General features: G+C 68.5%; 20 protein-coding genes. 12 read left to right on the forward strand and 8 right to left on the reverse strand.

Annotated elements, in window-relative coordinates; genetic code table 11:
• Nucleotides 1-113: 113 nt before the first annotated feature.
• The 6 genes from ABID81_RS06320 to ABID81_RS06345 all read left to right on the forward strand — a co-directional run bounded on the left by ABID81_RS06320 (nt 114) and on the right by ABID81_RS06345 (nt 7,972).
• Nucleotides 114-2,363 carry a DUF6049 family protein gene (locus ABID81_RS06320; RefSeq protein ID WP_354593966.1) on the forward strand — a complete coding sequence of 750 codons (2,250 nt, stop codon included), beginning with the start codon at nt 114-116 and terminating at the stop codon, nt 2,361-2,363.
• Entirely contained in the window at nt 2,360-4,024 is a 1,665-nt protein-coding gene (gene murJ / locus ABID81_RS06325) for a murein biosynthesis integral membrane protein MurJ (protein WP_354593967.1), read from the forward strand. The genes ABID81_RS06320 and murJ overlap by 4 nt, the downstream gene beginning before the upstream one ends.
• A gap of 121 nt (nt 4,025-4,145) precedes the next feature.
• Nucleotides 4,146-5,138, forward strand: coding sequence for a thioredoxin-disulfide reductase (gene trxB, locus ABID81_RS06330; protein WP_354593968.1), 993 nt, complete (start codon nt 4,146-4,148; stop codon nt 5,136-5,138).
• 48 nt (nt 5,139-5,186) lie between these two features.
• Nucleotides 5,187-5,513 (forward strand): thioredoxin, encoded by a 327-nt coding sequence (trxA, locus tag ABID81_RS06335; protein ID WP_043595317.1) that lies wholly within the window; start codon nt 5,187-5,189, stop codon nt 5,511-5,513.
• Between the two features lie 117 nt (nt 5,514-5,630).
• Nucleotides 5,631-6,935, forward strand: coding sequence for an aminotransferase-like domain-containing protein (locus ABID81_RS06340; protein WP_354593969.1), 1,305 nt, complete (start codon nt 5,631-5,633; stop codon nt 6,933-6,935).
• Nucleotides 6,936-7,009: 74 nt separating this feature from the next.
• Nucleotides 7,010-7,972 (forward strand): D-alanine--D-alanine ligase family protein, encoded by a 963-nt coding sequence (locus tag ABID81_RS06345; RefSeq protein ID WP_354593970.1) that lies wholly within the window; start codon nt 7,010-7,012, stop codon nt 7,970-7,972.
• Between the two features lie 809 nt (nt 7,973-8,781).
• Here the strand turns inward: ABID81_RS06345 and ABID81_RS06350 are convergent.
• From ABID81_RS06350 to rpmH, 8 genes are all read right to left on the reverse strand, one after another.
• The gene (locus tag ABID81_RS06350; protein WP_354593971.1) at nt 8,782-9,729 is read right to left on the reverse strand and encodes a ParB/RepB/Spo0J family partition protein; all 948 of its coding nucleotides are present in this window, start codon (nt 9,727-9,729) and stop codon (nt 8,782-8,784) included.
• A complete protein-coding gene (locus ABID81_RS06355; RefSeq protein ID WP_488628537.1) occupies nt 9,729-10,652 on the reverse strand; it encodes a ParA family protein in 924 nt (307 codons plus the stop codon). The genes ABID81_RS06350 and ABID81_RS06355 overlap by 1 nt, the downstream gene beginning before the upstream one ends.
• A 217-nt stretch (nt 10,653-10,869) precedes the next feature.
• The gene (gene rsmG, locus ABID81_RS06360) at nt 10,870-11,505 is read right to left on the reverse strand and encodes a 16S rRNA (guanine(527)-N(7))-methyltransferase RsmG (RefSeq protein WP_354593973.1); all 636 of its coding nucleotides are present in this window, start codon (nt 11,503-11,505) and stop codon (nt 10,870-10,872) included.
• An 8-nt stretch (nt 11,506-11,513) separates the two neighbouring features.
• Nucleotides 11,514-12,077 (reverse strand): Jag family protein, encoded by a 564-nt coding sequence (locus ABID81_RS06365; protein ID WP_354593974.1) that lies wholly within the window; start codon nt 12,075-12,077, stop codon nt 11,514-11,516.
• Complete coding sequence (gene yidC, locus ABID81_RS06370; RefSeq protein ID WP_354593975.1) at nt 12,074-13,030, reverse strand: membrane protein insertase YidC; 957 nt, start codon at nt 13,028-13,030, stop codon at nt 12,074-12,076. The genes ABID81_RS06365 and yidC overlap by 4 nt, the downstream gene beginning before the upstream one ends.
• Nucleotides 13,031-13,040: 10 nt before the next feature.
• Nucleotides 13,041-13,394, reverse strand: coding sequence for a membrane protein insertion efficiency factor YidD (yidD, locus tag ABID81_RS06375; protein WP_354593976.1), 354 nt, complete (start codon nt 13,392-13,394; stop codon nt 13,041-13,043).
• Complete coding sequence (gene rnpA / locus ABID81_RS06380) at nt 13,391-13,726, reverse strand: ribonuclease P protein component (protein ID WP_354593977.1); 336 nt, start codon at nt 13,724-13,726, stop codon at nt 13,391-13,393. Before rnpA ends, yidD begins: the two co-directional genes overlap by 4 nt.
• 8 nt (nt 13,727-13,734) lie before the next feature.
• The gene (gene rpmH, locus ABID81_RS06385) at nt 13,735-13,872 is read right to left on the reverse strand and encodes a 50S ribosomal protein L34 (RefSeq protein ID WP_043595303.1); all 138 of its coding nucleotides are present in this window, start codon (nt 13,870-13,872) and stop codon (nt 13,735-13,737) included.
• A 396-nt stretch (nt 13,873-14,268) separates the two neighbouring features.
• Here rpmH and dnaA point away from each other — a divergent pair, with 396 nt between their 5' ends.
• The 6 genes from dnaA (at nt 14,269) to gyrB (ending at nt 22,214) form a co-directional block, all read left to right on the forward strand.
• Complete coding sequence (gene dnaA, locus ABID81_RS06390) at nt 14,269-15,684, forward strand: chromosomal replication initiator protein DnaA (RefSeq protein WP_354593978.1); 1,416 nt, start codon at nt 14,269-14,271, stop codon at nt 15,682-15,684.
• Nucleotides 15,685-16,182: 498 nt separating this feature from the next.
• Nucleotides 16,183-17,331, forward strand: coding sequence for a DNA polymerase III subunit beta (gene dnaN, locus ABID81_RS06395; protein WP_354593979.1), 1,149 nt, complete (start codon nt 16,183-16,185; stop codon nt 17,329-17,331).
• Nucleotides 17,332-17,391: 60 nt separating this feature from the next.
• A complete protein-coding gene (gene gnd, locus ABID81_RS06400) occupies nt 17,392-18,279 on the forward strand; it encodes a phosphogluconate dehydrogenase (NAD(+)-dependent, decarboxylating) (RefSeq protein WP_354593980.1) in 888 nt (295 codons plus the stop codon).
• Between the two features lie 17 nt (nt 18,280-18,296).
• Nucleotides 18,297-19,523: a DNA replication/repair protein RecF gene (recF, locus tag ABID81_RS06405; RefSeq protein ID WP_354593981.1), complete on the forward strand. Its 1,227-nt coding sequence runs from the start codon at nt 18,297-18,299 to the stop codon at nt 19,521-19,523.
• Complete coding sequence (locus ABID81_RS06410; RefSeq protein ID WP_354593982.1) at nt 19,520-20,074, forward strand: DciA family protein; 555 nt, start codon at nt 19,520-19,522, stop codon at nt 20,072-20,074. Before recF ends, ABID81_RS06410 begins: the two co-directional genes overlap by 4 nt.
• Before the next feature lie 166 nt (nt 20,075-20,240).
• Entirely contained in the window at nt 20,241-22,214 is a 1,974-nt protein-coding gene (gene gyrB, locus ABID81_RS06415; protein WP_354593983.1) for a DNA topoisomerase (ATP-hydrolyzing) subunit B, read from the forward strand.
• The last annotated feature ends 55 nt before the right edge of the window (nt 22,215-22,269 follow it).

Here is a 22,269-nt window from a genome sequence, read left to right on the forward strand (position 1 = left end):
CCTCACGGTGCCTCACTCCCCGCCTCGCAGGCGCTTCGCCGCTGCTTCCCGGTCCGCGTTGCCTAGACTCGGCATGCTCGAACGGCCCCTGCTGCCGTCGACACCTGACGCCCATGAGACTCTTCTTCGCCGTGATCGCCGCCCTGCTGGCGGTGTTCGTCGTGTCGGCGGGGTTGCCGGCGACGACGGCCCGGGCCGCGTCCGCACCGGTCGGCGACGGGGTCACGATGACCGTCGAACCGGCCTTGGACGGCGTGCTGCGACCCGACGACGACCTCACCCTCGGGGTCACGGTCTCGAACGGCGGCGATTCCGACCTCGCGGCGAGCACGGCCCGCATCTACCTGGACCGTGAGCCGTTCACCACCCGTTCCAAGCTGGCCTCGTGGCTCGATCCCGACGACGTCTCGGGCGACGACTACCTCGGGCGCCAGATAGCGCAGGTCGACGTGCCGGCGGTCGCGGCCGGGACGTCCGTCGCGCTCGACACGGTCGTCGTGCCCGCCTCCGGCCTCGGCCTCGCGGGCCGCACCTTCGGGGCCCGAGCCCTCGGGGCCCGCGTGCTCGACGCGTCCGGCGGCCAGGTGGCGCAGACCCGCAGCAGCGTGGTCTGGTACCCGGCCGACAGCTTCCAGCCGACCCGCGTCGCGGTCGCCGTGCCGATCACGACGCCCGAGAGCGAGACCGGCGTCCTCGACGCCTCGGCCCTCGCCGCCTACACCTCCGAGGGCGGGGTGCTGCGTCGCGAGCTCGACGCCGTGACGGGCACGGGAGCGACCCTCGGCGTCGACCCGATGATCGTCGCGTCGATCCGCCTGCTCGGCACCGAGGCGCCGCAGTCGGCCCTCGACTGGCTCGCCGAGCTGCAGGCCCTGCCGAACGACACCTTCCCCCTGGCGTACGCCGACGCCGACATCGCCGGGCTGCGCCAGGCCGGCGCCTCGACCGTGCCCACCGTGACCTCGCTCGACACGCTCGTCGACCCCGACCGCTTCGAGGGCCTGGTGGCCCCGACCGAGACCCCCACCGACGCGCCGAGCGCCGAGACGCCCGCCGCGGCCGACGGCTCGGGCACGGGCGTCGCCGGAGCCGACCCGTCCGCCCTGCCGAGCGACGGGTCGACCGACGCGCCGACCGACGAGCCGACCCCGTCCGAGACACCCGCCGACGGCGTGACCCTGCCGACCACCGAGCAGTTGCTGGACTTCCCGTGGACCCAGCAGGGCGTCGTCTGGCCCCGCCAGTCGTCCGTCGTGGGGGCCGACCTCACGGCCTTCGCCGCGGGGTCGTACACGTCGACCATCCTCTCGAGCGACAACGTCGACGTCGAGGGCGACTCGACCGAGAACGCCGCGGTGACGGTCGACGGCGTCCCGGCCGTCGTCTCGGACGAGCCCCTGTCGACCCTGCTCACCCAGGCGGCCGAGGCGACGACCCTCGCCGAGTGGCAGGCGACGATGGCGCAGCTGTCCGCGACGATCGCGACCGTCGCCTACGAACGCCCGAGCGACGCCCGCACCCTGCTGACGACGCTCGGGCGCGAGTGGCCGTCGACCGGTCAGTTCCTCACCCGCACGCTGCAGGCCGTCGACGGTCTGCCGTGGGTGAGCGGAGCCACGCTGACCGACGCGTTGTCGAGCACGCCGTCGACGGCGACGGTCGTCGACAGCCCTGAGAGCGACGCCCGCCTGGCCCAGCTGCGTGACCTCGTGTCCGCCGACCAGAAGGTCGTCGACTTCGCGACCGCCCTCGCCCAGCCGCAGCTGGTCACCGAGACCGCCCGCCTGCGCACCATGGCCCTCGCCTCGCACGCCTGGCGTGACAACGTCGACGGCTTCCCCGCCGAGGTGGCCTCCGCCGTGGCCGAGGCGACCGCGACCTCCGGTCTCGTGGCGGTCGTCCAGGGGTCGCCCATCTCGATCCTCGGCGACCGGTCGGCGTTGCCGCTCTACCTCGAGAACCGGACCGACTCGGTCGCGACGGTGATGCTCGAGCTGACGCCCTCGAACTCGATCCTCTCGATCGAGCGCAGCCCGATCGAGGTGACGATCCAGCCCCAGTCGCAGACCCGCGTCAGCGTGCCGGTCCAGTCGGTGGCCAACGGCACCGTCTCGGTGCAGCTGCAGCTCGTCAGCCTGTCGGGCATCGCCATCGCGACGCCCGTCGAGGTCCCGCTGTCGGTCCAGGCCGGGTGGGAGACCGCCATCACCTGGATCTTCGGCGTCGCCTTCGCCGCCCTGTTCGTCGGCGGCCTCTACCGCACCTTCCGCAAGCGCCGCAGGGCGCGCGACGAGGCCCGGTCCTCCGACGACGGCCCGACACCCGATGCGGCCACCGCGCCGCCCGTCCAGGAGTCCATGTGAGCAACCAGGGCGGTCTCGGTCGCGCCAGCATCCTCCTCGCGTCCGGGACGATGGTCTCGCGCGTCCTCGGGTTCGTGAAGGCGGCCGTGCTGGCCGCGGCGATCGGGCAGTCGGCGAGCCGCGCGGCGGACTCGTTCGCCCTGGCGAACCAGCTGCCGAACAACATCTACGCCCTCATCGCGGGCGGTCTGCTCAGTGCGGTGCTCGTGCCGCAGATCGTCCGGGCGGCGACCTCGGACGACGGCGGGCAACGGTTCGTCAACAAGATCGTCACCCTCGGCACGATCGTCTTCGCGGTCGTCGGCCTCGTCGGCACGCTGCTCGCCCCCGTGCTCGTCCGGCTCTACGCGCAGCAGAGCACCGACGGCGGGGCGGGGTTCACCTCCGACCAGCTCGCCCTCGCCACGGCGTTCGCGTACTGGTGCCTGCCCCAGATCTTCTTCTACGCGATGTACTCGCTGCTGAGCGAGGTGCTCAACGCCCGACAGGTCTTCGGGCCCTTCACCTGGGCCCCCGTGCTCAACAACGTCGTCGCCATCGTCGGCCTGGTCGTGTTCATGGTCCTGTTCGGCGGGGCCGTCGAGAACTCCGCGGTCGCGGTCTGGACGCCCGACCGGATCTTCGTCATCGCGGCCACGGCGACCCTCGGCGTCCTCGCCCAGGCCGCCTTCCTGCTGCTCTTCTGGCGGCGGGCCGGACTCGGCTTCCGGCCCGACTTCCGCTGGCGGGGCGTCGGCCTCGGCGCCACCGGGAAGGCCGCGGGCTGGCTCTTCGGCATGGTCCTCGTGACCCAGCTGGCGGGCCTCGTCCAGAGCCGTGTCGCGACCCTCGGCAGCGAGGTGGGTGCCTCGAACGCCGTGCTCGCCAACGCCTGGCTGCTCTTCATGCTGCCCCACGGCATCATCGCCGTCTCGATCGGCACCGCCTACTTCACGCGCATGAGCGGGCACGCCTCACGCGGAGACCTCACGGCCGTGCGGGTCGACATGTCGCAGTCGCTGCGGGCCATCGGCATGTTCATGGTGTTCGCGGCCGTCGCCATGTGCGTCGTCGCCTACCCGTTCGCCCGGTTCTTCGAGGTCGACTTCGCCGGCTCGACCCGCACGGCCCAGGTGATCCTCGGCTACATGCCCGGCCTCGTGCTGTTCAGCGTGCTCTTCATCGTGCAGCGGGTCTTCTACTCGATGCACGACCAGCGCACCCCGTTCTTCCTGCAGCTCGTCCAGTCGATCGTCTTCGTCGCCGGCGTCGGTCTCTCCGCCGTCGTCGTGGCCCCCCAGAGCATCGCCGTCGCCATCGCCGTCACGACGTCGATCGCCGGCTCGACCCAGGCGGTCGTCGCCCTCGTCGTCGTCAAGAGGCGCCTCGGCGGCATCGACGGCCGCTGGGTGCTGCGGCGCTACGTGCAGTTCTCGGTCTTCTCGCTCGTCGCGGGCGTCGTCGGCCTGGTCGTCGTCGCCTCCATGGGTGGTTTCGTCCCCTACGGATTCGCACAGGCGGGCCGGGTGCAGGGCATCGTCACGGTCGTCGTGGCCGGTGTGGTGATGGCCGTCGTGTACCTGGCCCTGCTCTGGGTCACGCGCATCCCCGAACTGCGCGCGCTGACCACCCCGGTCACCACCCGTCTCGCGCCCGCACTGTCCCGCCTGCGCCGACGCTGACCGCCCGGGAATGCCCCGTCGGTAGGATGCGTTCCACCAGACGATCGAGGGATCCGACCGCGCGGGCCACCACCCGCCCGTCGTCTTCCCGCTCGTGAAGTCCATCCCCAGGAAGGTGCCCATGCGCCAGGTCATCATCATCGGCTCCGGCCCCGCCGGCTACACGGCCGGCATCTACGCCGCCCGCGCCGGTCTCCGCCCCCTCATCGTCGCGAGCTCGGTCGAGGCCGGCGGCGAGCTCATGAAGACCACCGAGGTCGAGAACTTCCCCGGGTTCCCCGACGGCATCCAGGGCCCCGAGCTCATGTTCAAGATGCAGGAGCAGGCCGAGAAGTTCGGCGCCGAGGTGCTGCTGGACGACGTCACCGCGGTCGACCTGACCGGCGACGTGAAGAAGGTCACGCTGGGCGACGGCACCGTCGAAGAGAGCCTGACGGTGATCTTCGCCACGGGCAGCGCCTACCGCAAGCTCGGCCTCGCCGACGAAGAGCGCCTGAGCGGCCGCGGCGTCAGCTGGTGTGCCACGTGCGACGGCTTCTTCTTCAAGGAGAAGGCGATCGCCGTCGTCGGCGGCGGCGACTCGGCGATGGAAGAGGCGACCTTCCTGACCCGCTTCGCGTCGAAGGTCTACGTGATCCACCGCTCGAGCAGCCTGCGCGCGTCCAAGATCATGCAGGACCGGGCGCACGCGAACGACAAGATCGAGTTCCTGTTCGACAAGCAGGTCACGGCGATCCTCGGCGGCGAGAAGGCCACCGGCGTCACCCTGACCGACACGGTCGACGGCAGCACGAGCGACCTCGACCTCGACGGCCTCTTCATCGCCATCGGCAACGACCCCCGCGTGCACCTCGTGCACGGCCAGGTCGACCTGACCTCCGAGGGCACCATCGCCGTGCAGGGCCGCAGTTCGAAGACCAACCTGACCGGCGTCTTCGCCGCGGGCGACGTCATCGACGCGACCTACCGACAGGCCGCCACGGCCGCGGCGTCCGGCACCGTCGCGGCGCTCGACGTCGAGCACTACCTGGCCTCGCTCGACCAGACCTTTCTAGCCGAGCAGACCATCGGGTCGGCCGAGGGCGTCGAGACGTCCGAGTCCGTGGTCGCCTGACCCGCGCCTCCCGAAGCCAACCCAGATCACCCTGACGAAAGGAACACCATGAGCAGCGCCAAAGCAGTGACCGACGCGTCCTTCGAGGCCGACGTCCTCAACTCCGACAAGACGATCCTCGTCGACTTCTGGGCCGAGTGGTGCGGCCCGTGCCGCGCCGTCTCGCCCATCCTCGACCAGATCGCCGCCGAGCACGGCGACAAGATCGAGATCGTCAAGCTCAACGTCGACGACAACCCGCAGACCGCCATGAAGTACCAGATCACCTCGATCCCGGCCATGAAGGTCTACCGCGGCGGCGAGGTCGTCAAGACCGTCATCGGCGCCAAGCCGAAGCCGGCCCTCGAGGCCGACCTGGCGGAGTTCATCGCGTAGTCGACGCCGACACCACGACGAGGGCCCGCCCAGCACACGCTGGGCGGGCCCTCGTCGTCCCCGGCCCGGACGGGCATAGTCTTGACCGCAGCACCCTCTGACAGAACAGGGACACCGATGAGCGACAAGGGCACCAACCTCGACCCGTGGTACGACTCGTACGCCGACCGCACGGCCGGCCTGAGCGCCTCCGAGGTCCGAGCCCTCTTCGCCGTGGCCTCGCGCCCCGAGGTCGTGTCCCTGGCCGGCGGCATGCCATACGTCTCGGCGCTGCCCCGCGAGCTCGTCACCGGCGCGATCGACCGTGTCATGGCCGACGGGGGAGCCATGGCCATGCAGTACGGCAGCGGTCAGGGCACCCCGGCCATCCGTGAGCACATCATGCAGATCATGGCCATGGAGGGCATCCGTGGCAGCGCGGACGACGTCGTCGTGACGACCGGCTCGCAGCAGGCCCTCGACCTGGTCACCCGCCTGTTCGTGAACCCCGGCGACGTCGTGCTGGCCGAATCGCCGAGCTACGTCGGGGCCCTCGGGGTGTTCAAGGCCTACCAGGCCGACGTCGTCCACGTCGCGATGGACGAGCACGGCCTCGTGACCGAGGCGCTGCGTGAGGCCGTCGCGGGCGTCACGGCCCGCGGCGGACGCATCAAGTTCCTCTACACGATCCCGAACTTCCACAACCCGGCCGGCGTCACGCTAACCTGGGCCCGCCGGGTCGAGATCCTCGAGATCTGCCGCTCGGCCGGCATCCTCGTCCTCGAGGACAACCCCTACGGCCTGCTCTACTTCGACCAGCCCGCACCCCAGGCGATGCGCTCGATCGACGACGAGGGCGTCATCTACCTCGGCTCGTTCTCGAAGACGCTCGCGCCCGGATTCCGGGTGGGGTGGGCGCTGGCCCCGCACGCGATCCGCGAGAAGCTCATCCTGGCCAACGAGTCGGCCACGCTGTCACCCAACTCGTTCGGGCAGTTCGTCATCACCGAGTACCTCGACCAGGCCGACTGGCGAGGACAGATCGAGACCTTCCGAGGGCTCTACCGCGAACGACGCGACGCGATGATCTCGGCCCTCGGCGAGTACCTGCCCAAGCTCAGCTGGAACGTCCCCGACGGCGGCTTCTTCGTCTGGGTGGGGCTGCCCCCCGAGCTGGACTCGAAGGCGATGCTGCCCCGGGCCGTCAAAGAGCTCGTCGCCTACACGCCCGGCACCGCCTTCTTCGCCGACGGCCAGGGGCGACAGAACATCCGACTCTCGTTCTGCTACCCGACACCCGAGTCGATCCGCACCGGAGTCGCACGGCTCGCGGCCGTCGTCAACGGCGAGCTCGACCTGCTGCGGACGTTCTCGGCCGCCGGCCTGTCGAACCCGGCCGCCCGTCCGCAGAGCGTCGTCGTCCCGCCCCCGAACACCAACTGACCAGCACTTTAGACACATCGAGGTCGGCCGGTGACAGCACATACGCGCACCGCGGCACCCGAGGAGGGCCCACCATGGCATCGAGCCCGTTGCACAGCGTCACCGTCCTCGCCGGCGGCATCTCGCACGAGCGTGACGTGTCCCTGCGATCCGGGAGGCGCGTGGTCGACAGTCTCGCGACCCACGGCATCGAGGTGGAGCTCCGCGATCCCGACGCGACGCTGCTCGGCCACCTGACCACGTCCCGGCCCGACGTCGTCTGGCCCGCCCTGCACGGCGCCAGCGGTGAGGACGGTGCCCTGCGAGGACTGCTCGAGGCGCTTGACGTCCCGTTCGTCGGCAGCACGGCAGCAGCGGCTCGACTGGCTTGGGACAAACCGACGGCCAAGGAGCTCGCCCGACGCGTGGGCGTGTCCACGCCGCGCGGCATCACCTTGTCGCACGACGCGTTCCGTGAACTCGGAGCCGCCGGCGTGCTGGCGGCCATCGCCGACGAGCACCCCGTGCCCGTAGTCGTCAAGCCTGCGCGAGGGGGGTCGGCTCAGGGTGTCACGGTCGTCGACGACGTGTCGGCACTGCCTCGCGCCATGGTCGACGCCTACACGTACTGCGACGACGTCATCGTCGAACAGAAGATCACCGGCACCGAGATCGCCGTCGGCGTGATCGACACGGGAGACGGACCCCTCGCCCTGCCCGCCGTCGAGATCGTCCCTCGACAGGGGTTCTATGGTTTCGAGGCACGGTACAACGCTGGCGAGACCACGTTCTACACACCCGCGCGCCTCGAGCCGTCGGCCGCCGAAGCCGCCGCCCGAGCTGCCGTCGCCGTCCACGAGGCCCTCGGACTGCGACACCTGTCGCGGGTCGACCTCATCGTCGACGCCGCCGGGACGCCGTGGTTCCTCGAGGTCAACGTGTTGCCTGGACTGACCGAGACGTCCCTCGTCCCCATGGCCCTGGAGTCCGCGGGCTACGAGCTCGGCATGTTCTACGCCGCCCTCGCCGAGAAGGCCGTCACCGACCACCAGCGTTGAGCTGACGCTCCGAGGACGTTTCACGTGAAACGTCATCAGTCTGTGACTTCTCAGAGAACATGTGACGTCGTTCCGCACCGGTCGACGGGCGCTCCACGTTCGTGTGCAGTGACGAGTGATCGATTCGGGATTCAAGCGAACGGGCTGGTCGGATGCCGTAGCCACAGCCACGGTAGCCATGACGAAGGCCCGGTGCCCCGGCTACGGCCTCCGGAGCGAGCCTCGGCGGACTCGCTCCGGTCGATCCGAGGTGCCGGGCCGGGGCCTTCCGATGGACGCACGTGCCACCCCTGCCGGCGAACACAGACTCGACGATGAGCGATATCAAGCCCGGGTGGGCCCTGATCAGCTTCTTCAGGTACCGCCCGCATCAGCGGCGGAGCACCAAGACGGGAGGGGGAGTGAGGATGAGGCTGCGATCAGTGACGGGGAGCGGGAATGCAAACATGAGCGCGAGCGGGAGCGTTCAGCACCTGACCCCTCGCATCATGCACTTCGAGCCGCGCGCCTGACAAGTGCCGCCTGGCGCCAGGCGCCCAGCGCACAGCACACCCGCCCAGCGCCCAGCACACGCACGCAGCACACAGCACACCTACGCAGCACACAGCAGGAGAAGTGCGACCTCCGTCGGTCATGTGGCCGGCAGAACAAAGTCGACGTCGACGTCGAAGTTAGGACAACACGCGGACGGTTTCACGTGAAACGTAACTCTCGAGGACTGTCAGGACAGGCGAGAGTCGTTGATCGTGCTCTTCACCCAGGGCTTGGCACGGGGTTTCACGTGAAACAACGAGATCGCTGCCGACTGATCAGCTCTCTTGTTCGTGACCGAGCTGACCCAGGATGCGGTTCAAGTCCTGCATCGAGGCGAAGTCGATGGTGATGGAGCCCTTGCGAGCACCCAGCGACACCTTGACCCGCGTCTCGAACCGGTCACCGAGGCTCTCAGCTACTTCGTCGAGGTGAGCCTGGTGTTTGCCCGGTGTCGCCGTCCGCGTCGACTTGGGCTTGGCGCTACCGCCTGCAGCGATGGCTTCCGCGGCCCGGACGCTCAAGTCTTCGTTGACGATGCGGTCGGCCAGCCGCGCCATGAGCACCGGGTCTCCCGTGCTCAAGATGGCACGAGCATGGCCTGCCGTCAGCACGCCGGAGGCGACGCGACGCTGGACGGTGGCAGGCAGACGGAGCAGCCTTAGCGTGTTCGTGATCTGCGGCCGGCTGCGACCGATGCGCGTGGCCAGCTCGTCCTGCGTGATGCCGAAGTCGGCGAGAAGTTGCTGATAGGCGGATGCTTCTTCAAGCGGGTTCAGCTCGGCTCGATGCAGGTTCTCGAGGAGCGCATCGCGCAGCATCGCGTCGTCTGCGGTGTCCTTGACGATCGCGGGGATGGTGGCGAGACCGAGTTCTTTCGTGGCGCGCAGTCGCCGCTCACCCATGACCAGCTCGTACTGGGCAGCACCCTTGCCAGCCTTCTTCACGGGCCGGACGACGATCGGCTGCAGGACGCCCACCTCACGGATCGACGTCACCAGCTCGGCGAGCTCCTCGGCCCGGAACTCCGCCCGGGGCTGCTGGGCGTTCGGCGTGATGTCGAGGGGGTTGAGGTTCGCCAGCCGGGCACCGGGCACGGCGATGAGCTCGTCCGCCGTCTGCTGCGCGGTGGGGAAGAACACGTCGACCGGACGGTCCTGACTCTCGTCCGAGACGGGGATGAGGGCTCCGATGCCGCGGCCGAGACCGGTTCTCTTGGTTGCCATTACTGGGGTGCTCCTCGACGTGCTAGTTCGGCGGCCGCCTCGAGGTACGAGATGGACCCGGGGGAGTTGGTGTCGTAACTGATGACAGTCTGCCCGTAACCCGGCGCTTCGCTGATCCGGACGGACCGTGGGATGAGGGTGTTGAGCGCCTCATCAGGGAAATGCTCGCGGACGTCGGCCACGACCTGCTGAGCCAGGTTCGTCCGACCGTCGTACATGGTCAACAGGATGCTCGACACCTTGAGCCGGGGGTTCAGGTGCTTCTCGATCAATTGGATGTTGCGCAGCAGTTGGCTCAGACCCTCGAGGGCGTAGTACTCGCACTGGATGGGGATCAACACCTCGCTGGCGGCGACGAAGGCGTTGATGGTCAGCAGACCCAACGACGGTGGGCAGTCGATGAAGACGTAGTCGAAGCGCTCACCGGCCTTCTCGGTCTCGGTCAGGTACTCCGAGAGCGCACGGCTCAGGCGCTGCTCACGGGCCACCAAAGAGACGAGCTCGATCTCGGCTCCGGCCAGGTGGATGGTCGCGGGAATGCAGAAGAGGGTGTCGAACTCGGGACTCTTCTGCACCACGTCGGCGACCGCACCGTCGTTGACCACGACGTCGTAGACGCTCGGCGTCTCGGCACGGTGCTCGACGCCCAACGCGGTCGAGGCGTTGCCCTGGGGATCGAGGTCGATGACGAGGACCTTGGCACCGCTGCGGGCGAGGGCGGCCGAGAGGTTCACGGTGGTGGTGGTCTTGCCGACCCCACCCTTCTGGTTCGACACGGTGATGACACGGGTCTCGGCCGGAGCCGGCAAGGGCTCGCGTGAGAGAGCCTGCTTCCGGCGGTTGAGGTCGGCGAGCTCTCGGGCCAGGGGAGTGCTTCTGTCGTCGTCAGCCGAGGAACTCACTGAGGGTCTCCGTATCGCCATGTTTCACGTGAAACGACCAACCCGGAGGAGTGACCACGTCGGCCGGATGTCGGCATGGTGGTCGTCGGGGATCGAAGGCCGAGTCTATCGTGAGCACCCGACAACGACAGGCGACACGGCCGGGCACAGCCCGTGGCGGCCGCTTCTGTCGGAGTCGACACAAGGAAGGGTCTCGCGTGAGAACTCCTGGCCAGGTGGCCTTTAACTGGGTCGCAGCCTAGTCGAGCGTGGCGATGAAGACGCGTGTCGTCTCGTCCACGAGCCCCACACCCAGTTCACGAGCCTCGACGTCGATGAGGTGGTGTCGCGCGATGACCTTGCGGGCAGCGGTGATCTCGTCGTCGACCCGGGCACCCTTCATCAGCAGCAACTGTCCGCCGGTCTTGACCAGGGGTGCCGTGAGAGGGATCAGCTTCGACAGGGCGGACACGGCTCGCGCCGTCGCCTGATCCAGCCACCCGTCCAACTGCACCTCTTCGGCGCGGCCCCGGACGACCTCGACGTTGTCGAGGCCCATCCGCTCGGCCTCGGCCGTCAGCCAGTCGACCCGACGTTCCATCGGTTCGATGAGCACCAGCGTGGCGTCGGGTCGAGCCGCGGCGAGGACGAGGCCGGGCAGGCCGGCACCCGACCCGATGTCTCCGACCCGGCCGGCGACGAGCAGAGGAGCCAACAGGCCGCAGTTGACGATGTGGCGCGTCCAGAGGCGAGGAAGTTCGAGCGGCCCGATGAGGCCCAACTCTTCACCGTGCTGGGCGAGGTCGGAGACGTAACTTCGGACCACGTCGATCCGATCTCCGAAGATCTCGGTGGCGACGGCCGGCTCGGCCTCGAGGGTCGACGTGTCGGTCATGCGACGGCTCAGGGACGCGTGATGACGGTGTGCCGGTCGCGGCCTTCGCCCTCGGACTCCGAGGTGAAGCCACGGGCGGCGACGATGTCGTGGACGAGCTTGCGCTCGTAGGACGACATCGGGGGCAGGGAGGCCGACGTCGCACCGTCCTCGAGCTTGGTGACCGCGTGGTCGACCAGGCGCTCGAGCTCGGTCTCACGGGTCGCACGCGACCCACCGATGTCGAGGATGAGGCGGGAGAACTCGCCCGTCTTCGTCTGCACGGCGATGCGGGTGAGCTCTTGGAGGGCGTTGACCGTGTCGGGCTTGGACAGCACGCGGAGCTTCTGCTCTCCGCTCGAGTCGACCGAGATGTACGAGCGGCCCCCGCGCACCTCGATGTCGATGTCGCCGTCGAAGTCGCAGATGTCGAGCAGCTCTTCGATGTAGTCGGCCGCGATGTCGCCCTCGTCGAGGACGTCCGACGGGCCGTCGGAGTCGACCCGCGCCTCCTGCGTGTCGGTCGAGGCGGCGTCGTCGCCGTTCTCGGCGGCGGGCTCGACGATGTCGGTCGTGGAGTCGTCAGAGGTCATTTCTTGGGGCCGTTCTGCTTCTTGGCGCGGTTCTTGCCGACGGGCTGCGTCCGCTGGGTCGTCTTGGGCACGGCGGGTGCCGACTCGATCTCGGTCACGGTGATGGTGGGCAGCCCCTTGCGCTGCTGCCTCTTCGCGAGGCGCTCCTCACGGGCGAGGGCCGCCTCGCTGCCGGGGGTGGGCATGTTCCGGATGACCAGGAACTGCTGCACCATCGTCCAGATGTTCGAGGTGAGCCAGTAGAACATGACGCCGAGGGGGAAGGAGAGGCCCGAGAAGACGAAGACGAGAGGGAGGAAGTACAAGAGCATGCGCTGCTGCTTGAACATGGGGCTCGCCTTGGTCTCGGGCGACATGTTCTTCGAGACGATCTGCAGCTGGGTGATGAACTGCGAGGCGGTCATGATGACCACCATCGCGCCGGCCATCAGACGGACCTCCCACGTGGTGGCCCCGAGGAAGGTCTCTTTCAGGGGGGCGCCGAAGAGCGCCGACTCGCCGAACGAGTTCGAGAGGGCCGCGTTCAGCAGGCCGATGCCCACCTTCTCTTGCTGGGCGTTGTGCAGCACCGTGTAGAGGCTGAAGAAGATCGGCATCTGGATCAGCAGGGGCAGGCACGAGCTGAGCGGGTTGGTGCCCGTGTCCTTGTAGAGCGCCATGGTCTCGCGCGACATCGCCTCGCGGCTGAACTGGTCGCGCTTGCCCTTGTACTTGTCCTGGATCTTCTTGAGCCGGGGCGCGATCTCCATCATGCGACGCTGGCTCTTGATCTGCCGCACGAAGATGGGGATGAGGCAGGCCCGCACCACGAGGACGAGTCCGACGATCGAGAGCACCCAGGTGCTGCCGGCCGCGGTGTCCATGCCGAACGCCGTGAGGACGTTGTGGAAGCCGACGAGGATCGCCTCGACGACCCATCTCAGGGGCCAGAGGATGGTGCCGATGAAGTCCATGGTGTTCGGGTCAGCCCTTTCCGTGGCTCTGTGCGACGATCCGGCCGGATCCGACGAGGTCGGCGGTGGATCGCGGTGTCACGAAGCCGGACTTCGTGACGCGGTACTTCTGTGTACGGGGCTCGGGGACGTCGTCGACGCCCCCCGCTGCCCAGGGGTGGCACCGGGCGATGCGCCAGCTGCCCATCGCCACGCCGCGCACGACGCCGTGCAGCTGGATGGCCTCGAGGGCGTACCTCGAACACGACGGGTAGTAGCGGCAGACGTCGCCGTAGATCGGTGAGACGACCGCGCGGTAGACGCGGAGGACGAGCACGCACGCGTTGCGGGGCAGCAACCCCACGAACTGCGCCGCTCTCGTCATGCCCTCACGCCCCTGCCGACCACCTCGGAGATGTCCGTGAGCAGGGTAGACCACGCAACGTCGGGGCTGCCTGGCAAGGCCCTGATCACGACGTCGACCCCCGGGGGCAGCGTCGGCAGCAGCTCGTGGCAGACGCCCTTGAGTCGGCGACGGACCGTGTTGCGCACGACCGCGTTGCCGACGGTCTTGGCCACGATGAAGCCGAACCGGATCAGGTCGTCGTCACGACGACGCACGTAGACGACCGAGTGCGCCGTGCCCGACTTGCGGCCACGGCGCACGGTGTTTCGGTAGTCGTCTGCGCGGACGATCCGGTTGGCCCCGGCCAACACGGGGGTGGCTACGCCGAGAGCTCGGTGCGGCCCTTGCCACGGCGGGCCGCGAGGATGGCACGGCCGGCGCGGGTGCGCATGCGGGCGCGGAAGCCGTGCTTCTTGGCGCGACGACGGTTGTTCGGCTGGAACGTTCTCTTGCTCATGGGGGTCCTCCAGGAAAGCGGACCAGGCCTGTTGCCACGATCCGAGAAGTCTTGTACAGCCAACGCGGCTGAAATCAACTGATTAAAAGTACGCGTGATCGGAGCCCTGGTCAAACGGCAGCCTCGGAGGCACTTGTCCACACTGTTGAAAACTCCTGTTGCGGAGTCCACACCCTGGCGAACTAAGGTGGGTACTTCTCGCGGTGCATCCGCGTGACGACGGGGAAGACGCAGCACTCCCGGCCCGAACGGCGCCAACCGATCGGTGGAGAAAGCTGTGGACAACTCCTCCCGCACTCGTACCCTTCGAACACCAGCGGCTGAACGCGACCCGCACGCGGCACGCGGGGGCACTCGGACCAGTCCGACGCCCGCACCGCGAGAAAGAGACTCCCAGTGGCGCACACCGTCGACCCGGTCCAGGACCTGTGGCGTTCCGTCCTCGCGACGCTGACGACGGACGACCGCATCACGCCTCAGCTGCACGGCTTCATCAGCCTGGTCGAACCGAAGGGCGTCCTCGGCGGGACCCTCTACCTCGAGGTGCCCAACGACCTGACGCGCGGCATGCTCGAGCAACGGATCCGTGAGCCCCTGCTCGAGTCGATCGCGGGGCTCGGCGACACGTCGGTCTCGAGCTTCGCCATCACCGTCAACCCCGACATCACCCCCGACACCCTCACCCAGCAGGTCGAGCAGTCCGAGCCGGTCCACTACATCGAGGCTCCCTTCGTCCCGGCCCCGGTCGAGTCGACCGCCGGCGGCAAGCGCAACGACTCGCGCCTGAACCCGAAGTACAGCTTCGACAACTTCGTCATCGGTGCCTCGAACCGCTTCGCCCACGCGGCAGCGGTCGCGGTCGCCGAGGCCCCGGCCAAGGCGTACAACCCGCTCTTCGTCTACGGCGAGTCGGGGCTCGGCAAGACCCACCTGCTGCACGCCATCGGCCACTACGCCGAGACGATGTACCCGGGCATCCGCGTCCGCTATGTCAGCAGCGAGGAGTTCACGAACGACTTCATCAACTCGATCGCGAACAACCGCTCCAGCCTCTTCCAGCAGAGGTACCGCGAGATCGACATCCTGCTGATCGACGACATCCAGTTCCTCCAGGGCAAGGACAGCACCCAGGAGGCCTTCTTCCACACCTTCAACACCCTGCACGATCACGACAAGCAGCTCGTCATCACCAGCGACCTGCCGCCGAAGCACCTCACGGGCTTCGAGGACCGCATGCGGTCGCGCTTCGAGTGGGGCCTCATCACCGACGTGCAGGCTCCCGACCTCGAGACGCGCATCGCCATCCTGCGCAAGAAGGCGCAGAGCGAGAAGCTGCAGATCCGCGACGAGGTCCTCGAGTTCATCGCGACGAAGGTGTCGAGCAACATCCGCGAGCTCGAGGGCACCCTGATCAGGGTGACGGCCTTCGCGAGCCTCAACCGGACGGCCGTCGACCTCGCCCTCGTCCAGACCGTGCTGAAGGACCTCATCACGCTCGACGAGGACAACATCATCGCGCCGGTCGACATCATCAACCACACGGCGGACTACTTCAAGCTCACGGTCGACGACCTCTACGGGTCGTCCCGCTCGCAGGCGATCGCCACGGCCCGCCAGATCGCCATGTACCTCTGCCGAGAGCTCACCAGCCTCTCGCTGCCCAAGATCGGCCAGCTCTTCGGCAACCGGGACCACACGACGGTCATGTACGCGAACAAGAAGATCAGCGAACTCATGAAGGAGCGTCGCTCGATCTACAACCAGGTGACCGAGCTGACCAGTCGCATCAAGCAGGACACCCGCTACAAGTGAGCGGTCGACGGGCCAGGTCGGCCCGTCCGCCACGACACGGCCGTCCGGGCGCCGACCACGTGTCGGCGCCCGTTCGTCGTCCTCGGGGGTGCCTCGCGCCTCCTGGAGGGCCTGGGGGAGGCGCGTTCCACACAGTGTGGATAACTTGTGGAAACTCGTGGATAACCGCCTCGGCGCTGTTCAGGGATCCGTCGCACCTGTGGGATCCCCCTCGGGGCGAGGTCGGGAGCACGACGGTTCTTGTCATTCGGTTCCACACGCCGTCCACAAGTCACACGCGTGTAGTTCGCCCGAGCCACGGGGTTTTAAACAGGTTATCCACACTGTGCACAACGGTTAAGACTGTTAATCCTGGTTACAAGAAATTGATCGAGGGACAACCTTGTGGATCGTCCGAGGCCCTCGGACCCCGGCTTCGCCCTCCCGGAAGGGCGGAGGCCGATGCTGTGCCAGTATTGAGCGGCCGTCCACGAGTGCGAAGTCGATAGGGGTCCCCGCGTGAAGTTCCAGGTCAACCGTGACGTCTTCAGCGATGCGGTCTCCTTCGCCGTCAAGCTGCTGCCGCAACGCACCACCCTGCCGATCCTGAGCGGCGTGCTCATCGAGGCGGACGCCGACGGCCTCACGCTCTCGTCCTTCGACTACGAGGTCTCGGCCCAGACCAGCATCCCGGCCGAGATCGACGAACCGGGCACCATCCTCGTGTCGGGGCGCCTCCTGGCCGACATCGCCAGCCGCCTGCCGAACGCACCCGTCACCTTCTCGACGGACGAGAACCGCATCGCCGTCAGTTGCGGATCCGCGAACTTCTCGCTGCTGAGCATGCCGGTCGAGGAGTACCCCACGCTGCCCACGGTCGGCGACCGCTCGGGCGTCGTCCCCGGCGACTCGTTCGCCCTCGCCGTCTCGCAGGTGGCCGTGGCCGCCTCGCGCGACGACGTCACCCCGGTGATCACCGGCGTGCAGCTCGAGGTCACCGAGAACGCCCTCTCGCTGGTGGCCACCGACCGCTACCGGGTCGCCGTCCGCGGCATCGAGTTCGACCCGGGCACCGTCGCGAGCACCACCACCACGACGGCCCTCGTCCCGGCCCGCACCCTGCAGGAGGTCGGCAAGACCTTCGGCAACGCCGGCACCGTCGCCGTCTCGATCACCGGATCCGACGAACGCGAGCTGATCGCGTTCCAGGCCGACAACAAGACCGTCACCTCGTTGCTCATCAAGGGCAACTTCCCCCCGGTGAGGCGTCTCTTCCCCGACACCGTCGAGAACTACGCCGTGATCAACACGGCCGAGCTCGTCGAGTCGGTCCGCCGCGTCTCGCTCGTGCTCGAGCGCGAGGCGGCCCTCAGGTTCACGTTCACGATCGACGGCCTCACGCTCGAGGCCATCGGAAGCGAACAAGCGCAGGCGTCAGAGTCGATCGATGCGTTGTTGACGGGCGAGGACACGGTTGTCTCGTTGAAGCCGCAGTTCCTCCTCGACGGACTCGGAGCGGTTCATTCCGAGTTCGTCCGCATCTCCTTCACCAAGACGGAGAACCCGAACAAGCCCGGTCCCGTGCTGATCACCAGTCAGTCGTCCAAGGACCAGGCCGGGGCTGACAGCTACAAGTACCTGCTGCAGCCCAACCTCCTCCTGCGCTAAGAGCGCTCTGCACGCAACGGTGCCGCCCTCGGGCCCCACCGCCACGAACAAAGGATCCTCATGCACATCGGCCTCGTCGGTCTCGGCAAAATGGGCAACAACATGCGCGCCCGCCTGCGCGACAGCGGCATCGAGGTGACCGGTTACGACGCCAACCCCGCCGTCTCCGACGTCGCCAGCCTCGCCGAGCTCGCCAGCACACTGCCCGCCCCCCGCATCGTCTGGGTGATGGTGCCCGCGGGCGACATCACCGCCGGCGTCATCGAAGAGCTCTCGAAGGAGCTCTCCGAGGGCGACCTCGTCATCGACGGCGGCAACTCGAAGTTCACCAGCGACTTCGCCAACGAGAAGCTGCTCGGCGGCAAGGGCATCAAGTACGTCGACGCCGGCGTCTCGGGCGGCGTCTGGGGCAAGGACAACGGTTACGGCCTCATGGTCGGCGGTTCGGCCGAGAACGTCGCCATGGCACAGCCGGTCTTCGACGCGCTCCGCCCCGAGGGCCCCCGTGAAGAGGGCTTCGTCCACGCGGGCGACACCGGCGCCGGCCACTACGCCAAGATGGTCCACAACGGCATCGAGTACGCGATCATGCAGGCCTACGGCGAGGGCTACGAGCTGCTCGAGGCCCGCAGCGACCTCATCAAGGACGTCACGGGCACCTTCAAGGCCTGGCAGCGCGGCACCGTCGTGCGCTCGTGGTTGCTCGAGCTCATGGTGCTGGCCCTCGAGGCCGACCCCAAGCTGGCCGAGATCTCGGGCTACGTCGAGGACAGCGGCGAGGGCCGCTGGACGCTCGAAGAGGCGATCAACCACGCCGTCCCGATGCCGGCGATCAGCGCGTCGATCTTCGCGCGGTTCGTCTCGCGCCAGGGCGAGGGCTCGCCGACCATGAAGGCCGTCGCCGCCCTCCGCAACCAGTTCGGCGGCCACGCCGTCAAGAAGGCCTAGCGCCTCCACCGGCCCGCGTGCGAGTACTGCATCTCAGCCTGACCGACTTCCGCAACTACACGTCTGCCGAAGTCAGCCTCGCGCGCGGGCCGAACCTCTTCGTCGGCAGCAACGGCCAGGGCAAGACCAACCTGGTCGAGTCCCTCGGGTACCTCTCGAGCCTCGGCTCCCACCGGGTCTCGTCGGACGCGGCCCTGATCCGTCAGGGCCGCGACTCGGCGGTCGTCCGGGCACGGTTGCTCGCCGACGACCGCGAGCTGCTCGCCGAGGTGCAGATCAACCGGTCGTCGCCGAACCGTGCACAGGTCAACCGGGGGGCGATCAAGCCCCGCGAGCTGCCTCGCTACTTCACGAGCGTCCTGTTCGCCCCCGAAGACCTCGCGCTCGTCCGCGGTGAACCGTCCGGCCGACGGAGGTTCCTCGACGAACTGCTGGTGGCCCGCTCGCCCCGCTTCGCGGGCGTCCAGACGGACTACGAGCGGGTGCTCAAGCAACGCAACACGCTCTTGAAGTCGGCCCGCGCCTCCGGGGTCAAGGCCGCCCAGCTCGGCACCCTCGACATCTGGGACGAGCGCCTCGTCGCCCTCGGCAGCGAGCTCGTCGTCGCCCGCGACCGGCTCGCCGCCGACCTCGCACCCGAGGTCGCCCGGGCCTACGCCGCGGTGGCCGGTGCGGACCACGCCGCGCGGCTGTCGACCGTGCTGAGCATCCGGGGTGCGACCCCCGACGACGAGACCACGGCGGCCGAGGTGCCGACCGAGTCCATCCCCGCCGAGGACGTGCCCGAGGTGTTCCGCCAGGCCCTCGCCCGCGTCCGACCGACCGAGCTCGACCGTGGGCTGACCCTCGTCGGTCCGCACCGCGACGACCTCTTCCTCTCGCTCAACGGCCTGCCGGCCCGCGGGTACGCCAGCCACGGCGAGTCGTGGTCGTTCGCCCTCGCCCTCAAGCTGGCCTCCGCCGCGGTCGTCCGGGTCGACTCGCCGACGGGCGACCCGGTCATCGTCCTCGACGACGTCTTCGCCGAACTCGACGGATCGCGCCGCGAACGCCTCGCGGACGCCGTGGCCGACTACGAGCAGGTGCTCATCACGGCCGCGGTCGAGGGCGACGTGCCCCCTCGCCTCAAGGCCCACACCGTCCGCATCGCCCGGGGCACCATCGTCGACGAGGCGGACGCCGCCGGCGCCGCGGCCGGCGACGGCGAGCCGCCGACGGGGGCGGACACCGAGGAGGCGCGGTGAGCGTCGACGACGAACCGCAGCCTCCGGCGTCCACGCCACCCGCGCCTCCCGAGCCCGAGGCGCAGCCCGACAGCGAGGCCCAGCGGGTCTACCTGAGGTTCCGGCGCGTGTTCGGCGATCCCAACTCGCGCTCGCGCGACGCCCGGAAGCGCAAGTCGATCAAGCTCGGCTCGCCGAGCCAGCCCTTCGGCACGGGGCGTGAACCGCGCGGCATCGCCGACGTGCTCTCGGCCGTCACCACCGAGCTGGGCTGGAACAGCCCGCTGGCCCAGTCCGAGCTGATGACCGCCTGGCCCGACATGGTCGGCGCCGAGCTGGCCGCGCACTCGGATCCGGTGTCGATCGACGACGGCACGTTGACCGTGCAGTGCGACTCGACGGCCTGGGCGACGCAGCTGCGACTGATGCGCACGCAGGTCACCACGACCATCGTGCGGAGGTACCCCGAGGCGGGCATCCAGTCGGTGCGATTCTTGGCACCCAACGCCCCGACCTGGAAACGCGGCCCCAGATCGGTTCCAGGGCGGGGCCCTCGCGATACTTACGGTTGACCGGGGTGAATCGTCCAAGTGCGGTGGGAAAATCCGTCTGAGGGCGGATTTCGCCCCGTGACGGACGGGCCTGCGGTAGACTCGGAAGGTCGTCCGAGGGCCGCTGAGAGAGCGGTCGCGACCGGTCGGCGCACACTCGTCCCGTCCGGCAGGAGCCCCCACGCACATGTCAGCTGATCCCACCGACGCCCAGCCCGACGACACCTACGGCGCCAGTGCGATCCAGGTCCTCGAGGGTCTCGAGGCCGTCCGCAAGCGTCCCGGCATGTACATCGGCTCCACCGGCCCCCGTGGCCTCCACCACCTGGTCTACGAGATCGTCGACAACTCGGTCGACGAGGCACTCGCCGGCCACTGCGACCACATCGAGATCACGATGCGCGAGGACGGCGGCGTGCGCGTCGTCGACAACGGCCGGGGCATCCCCGTCGACGTGCACCCGATCGAGGGCCGGTCGACCGTCGAGGTCGTCCTGACCGTCCTGCACGCCGGTGGCAAGTTCGGCGGCGGCGGCTACGCCGTGTCGGGTGGTCTGCACGGCGTCGGCAGCTCGGTGGTCAACGCGCTCTCGAGCGAGCTCGACGTCGAGGTCCGCCGACAGGGCGCCGTGTACCGCCAGAGCTTCACGGACGGCGTGCCGGTGGCACCGCTGGCCAAGGGCGAGGACGACGACACCACGGGCACGACGATCACCTTCTGGCCCAACGCCGAGATCTTCGAGACCGTCGAGTTCGACTACGAGACGCTCCGCACCCGCTTCCAGCAGATGGCGTTCCTCAACAAGGGCCTGCGCATCGAGCTCAGCGACGAGCGCGTGCAAGAGGACGACGCCGAGCCCCGCCACGACGTCTTCCACTACGAGAAGGGCCTCGTCGACTACGTCGAGTACCTCAACACGACCAAGAAGGTCGAGACGGTCCACGACGACATCATCGCCTTCGAGCAGGAAGACACCGAGAAGAAGATCTCGCTCGAGGTCGCCATGCAGTGGAACACCTCGTACCAAGAGAGCGTGCACACCTACGCGAACACGATCAACACGCACGAGGGCGGCACCCACGAAGAGGGCTTCCGTGCCGCGCTCACCACGCTGATCAACCGCTACGCGCGCGAGAAGAACCTGCTGAAGGAGAAGGACGACAACCTCTCGGGCGACGACGTCCGCGAGGGCCTGACCGCCGTCATCTCGATCAAGCTCGGCGAGCCGCAGTTCGAGGGTCAGACCAAGACCAAGCTCGGCAACACCGAGGCCAAGTCGTTCGTGCAGAAGGTCGCCGGCTCGCAGCTCAACGACTGGTTCGACCGCAACCCGAAGCAGGCCGCCGAGATCGTCCGCAAGGGCATCCTGGCCTCGCAGGCCCGCCTGGCCGCCCGCAAGGCGCGCGAGCAGACCCGCCGCAAGGGCGTGCTCGAGTCGAACGGCATGCCCGGCAAGCTCAAGGACTGCCAGAGCAAGGACCCCTCGCGCAGCGAGATCTTCATCGTCGAGGGCGACTCGGCCGGTGGTTCGGCCGTCCAGGGCCGCAACCCCGAGACGCAGGCGATCCTGCCGTTGCGGGGCAAGATCCTCAACGTCGAGAAGGCCCGCCTCGACCGCGCCCTCGGCAACAACGAGGTGCAGGCCATGATCAAGGCCTTCGGCGCCGACATCGGAGAAGACTTCGACCCCGACAAGGCGAGGTACCACAAGATCGTCCTGATGGCCGACGCCGACGTCGACGGCCAGCACATCACCACGCTGCTGCTGACCCTGCTGTTCCGGTACATGCGTCCGCTGATCGACCTCGGCTACGTCTACCTCGCCCAGCCGCCGCTCTACAAGCTCAAGTGGAGCAACGCCGCCCACGAGTACGTCTACAGCGACGCCGAGCGCGACGCGGTGCTCGTCTCGGGTCGTGCGGCCGGCAAGCGCATCCCGAAGGAGAACGCGATCCAGCGCTACAAGGGCCTCGGCGAGATGGATTACAAAGAGCTGTGGGAGACCACCATGGACCCCGACACCCGCACGCTGCTGCAGGTGACCCTCGAGGACGCCGTGGCCGCCGACACCATCTTCGACACGCTGATGGGCGAGAACGTCGAGTCGCGCCGCAACTTCATCCAGCAGAACGCGAAAGACGTCCGCTTCCTCGACATCTGATGCGCGCCTCCGGCTGATCCGGAGCACGCCCGCGCCCCGACGAGCACCACGGGGC

The sequence above is a fragment of the Frigoribacterium sp. PvP054 genome (assembly GCF_040547465.1).
Lineage (GTDB): Bacteria > Actinomycetota > Actinomycetes > Actinomycetales > Microbacteriaceae > Frigoribacterium.

What these genes read in the sequence shown, in the direction of transcription:
- gnd (WP_354593980.1), top strand. Translation starts at nt 17,392, where the DNA reads ATGCACATCGGCCTCGTCGGTCTCGGCAAAATGGGCAACAACATGCGC.
- ABID81_RS06340 (WP_354593969.1), top strand. Translation starts at nt 5,631, where the DNA reads ATGAGCGACAAGGGCACCAACCTCGACCCGTGGTACGACTCGTACGCC.
- ABID81_RS06350 (WP_354593971.1), bottom strand. Translation starts at nt 9,729, where the DNA reads ATGGCAACCAAGAGAACCGGTCTCGGCCGCGGCATCGGAGCCCTCATC.
- rpmH (WP_043595303.1), bottom strand. Translation starts at nt 13,872, where the DNA reads ATGAGCAAGAGAACGTTCCAGCCGAACAACCGTCGTCGCGCCAAGAAG.
- yidC (WP_354593975.1), bottom strand. Translation starts at nt 13,030, where the DNA reads ATGGACTTCATCGGCACCATCCTCTGGCCCCTGAGATGGGTCGTCGAG.
- ABID81_RS06320 (WP_354593966.1), top strand. Translation starts at nt 114, where the DNA reads ATGAGACTCTTCTTCGCCGTGATCGCCGCCCTGCTGGCGGTGTTCGTC.
- gyrB (WP_354593983.1), top strand. Translation starts at nt 20,241, where the DNA reads ATGTCAGCTGATCCCACCGACGCCCAGCCCGACGACACCTACGGCGCC.
- ABID81_RS06365 (WP_354593974.1), bottom strand. Translation starts at nt 12,077, where the DNA reads ATGACCTCTGACGACTCCACGACCGACATCGTCGAGCCCGCCGCCGAG.
- trxB (WP_354593968.1), top strand. Translation starts at nt 4,146, where the DNA reads ATGCGCCAGGTCATCATCATCGGCTCCGGCCCCGCCGGCTACACGGCC.
- ABID81_RS06345 (WP_354593970.1), top strand. Translation starts at nt 7,010, where the DNA reads ATGGCATCGAGCCCGTTGCACAGCGTCACCGTCCTCGCCGGCGGCATC.
- trxA (WP_043595317.1), top strand. Translation starts at nt 5,187, where the DNA reads ATGAGCAGCGCCAAAGCAGTGACCGACGCGTCCTTCGAGGCCGACGTC.
- ABID81_RS06355 (WP_488628537.1), bottom strand. Translation starts at nt 10,652, where the DNA reads ATGGCGATACGGAGACCCTCAGTGAGTTCCTCGGCTGACGACGACAGA.
- rsmG (WP_354593973.1), bottom strand. Translation starts at nt 11,505, where the DNA reads ATGACCGACACGTCGACCCTCGAGGCCGAGCCGGCCGTCGCCACCGAG.
- yidD (WP_354593976.1), bottom strand. Translation starts at nt 13,394, where the DNA reads ATGACGAGAGCGGCGCAGTTCGTGGGGTTGCTGCCCCGCAACGCGTGC.